Annotated in this window: 3 protein-coding genes and 1 pseudogene; all 4 read left to right on the top strand. The window is 64.8% G+C overall.

The annotated features are described in order from the left end of the window. Positions 1 to 967: threonine ammonia-lyase (locus tag WEA77_RS02595; RefSeq protein ID WP_368066304.1), on the top strand; the 967-nt coding region annotated here is incomplete at its 5' end. A 49-nt stretch (positions 968 to 1,016) separates the two neighbouring features. Further along, positions 1,017 to 1,991, top strand: coding sequence for an FKBP-type peptidyl-prolyl cis-trans isomerase (locus WEA77_RS02600; RefSeq protein ID WP_368066305.1), 975 nt, complete (start codon positions 1,017 to 1,019; stop codon positions 1,989 to 1,991). 8 nt (positions 1,992 to 1,999) lie between these two features. Then, positions 2,000 to 2,788, top strand: coding sequence for a 3'(2'),5'-bisphosphate nucleotidase CysQ (cysQ, locus tag WEA77_RS02605; protein WP_368066306.1), 789 nt, complete (start codon positions 2,000 to 2,002; stop codon positions 2,786 to 2,788). A gap of 17 nt (positions 2,789 to 2,805) precedes the next feature. Further along, positions 2,806 to 3,227 (top strand): annotated as a pseudogene (gene glmM / locus WEA77_RS02610) (phosphoglucosamine mutase); the annotation flags it as partial.

Raw genomic sequence — 3,227 nt, forward strand, 5'->3', positions numbered from 1 at the left:
TCACGCGCATGGCGTCGCCTACCATGCCCGCCGCCTCGGCATCCCGGCGACGATCGTGATGGCCGAAACGACCCCCTTCAACAAGGTCGCGCATACCCGCGACCACGGCGCGCGCGTGATCCTCGAAGGCATGATCTTCGACGAAGCCAAGGACTACGCGCTGAAGCTCGGCGAGAAGGAAGGCCTGGTCTTCATCCACCCCTTCGATGATCTCGACATCATCGCCGGCCAGGGCACTATCGCCCTCGAAATGCTGGCCGACCAACCAGACCTCGACACCCTCGTTGTGCCCATCGGCGGCGGCGGGCTGATCTCTGGCATCGCGGTCGCGGCCAAGGCGCTGAAGCCCGACATCAAGGTGATCGGTGTTGAAGCGGCGATGTATCCCTGCATGCACGCCGCCTTGCGCGGCAAGACCCCCAAGATGGGCGGCGCCACGATTGCCGAAGGCATCGCGGTGAAAGAAGTCGGCAAGTTGACCCGCCGCATCGCGGAGCAGCTGCTCGATGACATCCTCCTCGTCGAGGAAGAACACCTTGAGCGGGCGATCACCCTCTTTGCCGAAGTCGAGAAGACGATTGCCGAAGGCGCCGGCGCCGCCGGTCTCGCTGCGCTGCTCGCCCATCCCACGCGCTTCTATGGCCGCAAGGTCGGGCTCGTCCTGTGCGGCGGCAATATCGACACGCGCCTGCTCGCCTCGGTGCTGACCCGCGCCCTTGTGCGTGAGAACCGCCTCGCCCGGATCCGTATCGTCGGCGACGACCGGCCGGGCCTGCTCGCGCTCGTCTCCAAGATCATCGGAGACAACGGCGCCAACATCATGGAAGTCGCCCATAACCGGATCGCGCTCGACGTGCCCGCCAAAGGCGCCGAGTTCGACATCCTGATGGAAACACGTGACAGCCAGCACACGCAGGAAGTCATCGACGCCCTCGCTCAGGCAGGCTATCCGCCGCGGGCGATCTAGGGCCTCCCCCCCCCCGCACATAACTCCAAAGACAGACAGGTCAGCTGCCATGACGAATGATCCGCAAGCCCGCGATTCCAGTGCGCCCAAGGCGGAAAGCGGCTCGCCGCTGCCGCTGGTCTTCCTTATGATCGTCGGCCTGTTCGCCGCGGCCTATTTTGTGCGCGCAAACCCCTCGGCCGGCCCATCGGGCCAGACATCCAGCTCAACTGCGGAAGACATCATGCCAGCTGCCTTCAAGAAATACCTGCCCTGGGACCCGAACGGCAAGGACGTGGTGTCCGGCAATATGGGCCTGCAATACATCGTGCTCAAGGAAGGTCCGAAGGACGGCAAAAAGCCTGCCGTGACCGACCGCGTCACCGTTCATTATGAAGGCCGCCTCGCCACCGGCGAGAAATTCGACTCCTCCTTCGACCGCGGCGATCCGGCCACCTTCCCGCTGAACCGCGTGATCCCCGGCTGGACTATGGGCCTGCAGGAAATGTCGGAAGGCGACGAGTACCTGTTCTACATCCCGAGCGATCTTGCCTATGGCAACCAGCCGCGCGGCGACGTGATCAAGGCCGGCGATGACCTAGTCTTCCTCGTCCAGCTTATCAGCATCGACATCCCGAAAACCGCTGATGTGGCGGCCTGGCAGAAATACTTCCCGTGGAAGCCGGATGCGCCAGACGTGAAGAAAACCAGATCCGGCCTTCAGTACACGGTGCTGGCCAGCGGCGATGCGGCGGGCAAATCGCCCGTAAACGGACAATTCGTTCAGGTCCATTATGAAGGCCGTCTTGCCGAAACCGGCGCGCTGTTCGACTCTTCCTACGAGCGCGGCGACCCGGAAGCCTTCCCGTCGAACGGCCTGATCGATGGCTGGGTCGAAGCCCTCGCCATGATGAAACCCGGCGACCGCTGGATGCTCTATATCCCGTCCGACCTCGCCTATGGCGCGCAGGGCACGCCTGGCGGCCCGATCCCGCCGAATGCCCCGCTCCAGTTCGAAGTCGAACTGATCAGCGTGATGCAGTAGTCCGCCCGATGGCTGTCACCGCCGAAGCGCTCGCCAGCATGGCCCTCGCCGCCGGGCAGGAAATCATGCGGGTCTATCGCACGGATTTCTCGGTCGAGAAGAAGCTCGACCAGTCGGTCCTCACCGAGGCCGATGGCCTCGCCGAAACGCTCATACTCAAGCGCCTCACCGAAGCGGAGGCGGACCTGCAGGTGATCGCTGAAGAGTCCGTCGCGGGCGGTGTCATGCCGGAGCATGGCCACCGTTTCGCGCTGGTCGATCCGCTTGACGGGACCAGGGAGTTCGTTGCGAAAAACGGCGAGTTTACGGTCAACATCGCTATCATCGAGCATGGCCGTCCCGTTATGGGCGTCGTCTACGCGCCTGCGCTACACCGCCTGTTCGTGGCTGAGAGCCCCTCGCATGCCTGGCAATCGAAAGCCGCGCCGGATGGCACCGTGCCAAACAAACGCAACCCGCTGCGCATCCGCGCCGCGCCGGCAGGCGGCCTTACCGCTGTCGCCTCCAGGTCGCACCGCTCGCCCGAGACCGACACCTGGCTGGAGAAGTATCCGGTGAAGGAGATCGCCGGCGCCGGCTCCGCGCTGAAATTCTGCCTCGTCGCCGCCGGTGAAGCCGACGTCTATCCGCGCCTCGGCCGCACGATGGAATGGGACACCGCCGCCGGACAGGCCGTAGTGGAAGCGGCCGGCGGGCGCGTCCTGACGCTCGACCACGCCCCCCTGCTCTATGGCAAGCGCGAACGCGGCTACGACAATCCGGACTTTATCGTCTATGGTGATGTGACGCCGCTCTGACGGCAAAGAGGCAGACAATGGCCCGGCAGTATTTTGGCACGGACGGAATCCGTGGACGGATCAACAAACCCCCGATGACCGCCGAGACCGCCCTGCGGCTCGCCATTGCGGCAGCGCGCATCTTCGCGCCAGAGGGTGGCCGCGACGCCGTCATCGGCCGCGACACGCGCCGCTCCGGCGAGATGATCGAAGCTGCGCTGATCGCCGGCCTCACCTCAATGGGCGTGCGGCCCGTGCGCCTCGGTGTCTTGCCGACGCCCGCCGTTGCGCTGATGACGCGCGAGACCGGCGCCGCCCTCGGCTTCATGGTCTCGGCCAGCCACAACAAGTATGAGGACAACGGCCTGAAGCTTTTCAGCCCCGAAGGCGTGAAGTTTTCCGACGACGTGGAAGAAGCGCTTGAGGCCGCTATGGCCGCCGCCTTCGCCGGCGAGTATGC

The organism is Hyphomonas sp., assembly GCF_040882205.1.
Classification (GTDB): domain Bacteria; phylum Pseudomonadota; class Alphaproteobacteria; order Caulobacterales; family Hyphomonadaceae; genus Hyphomonas.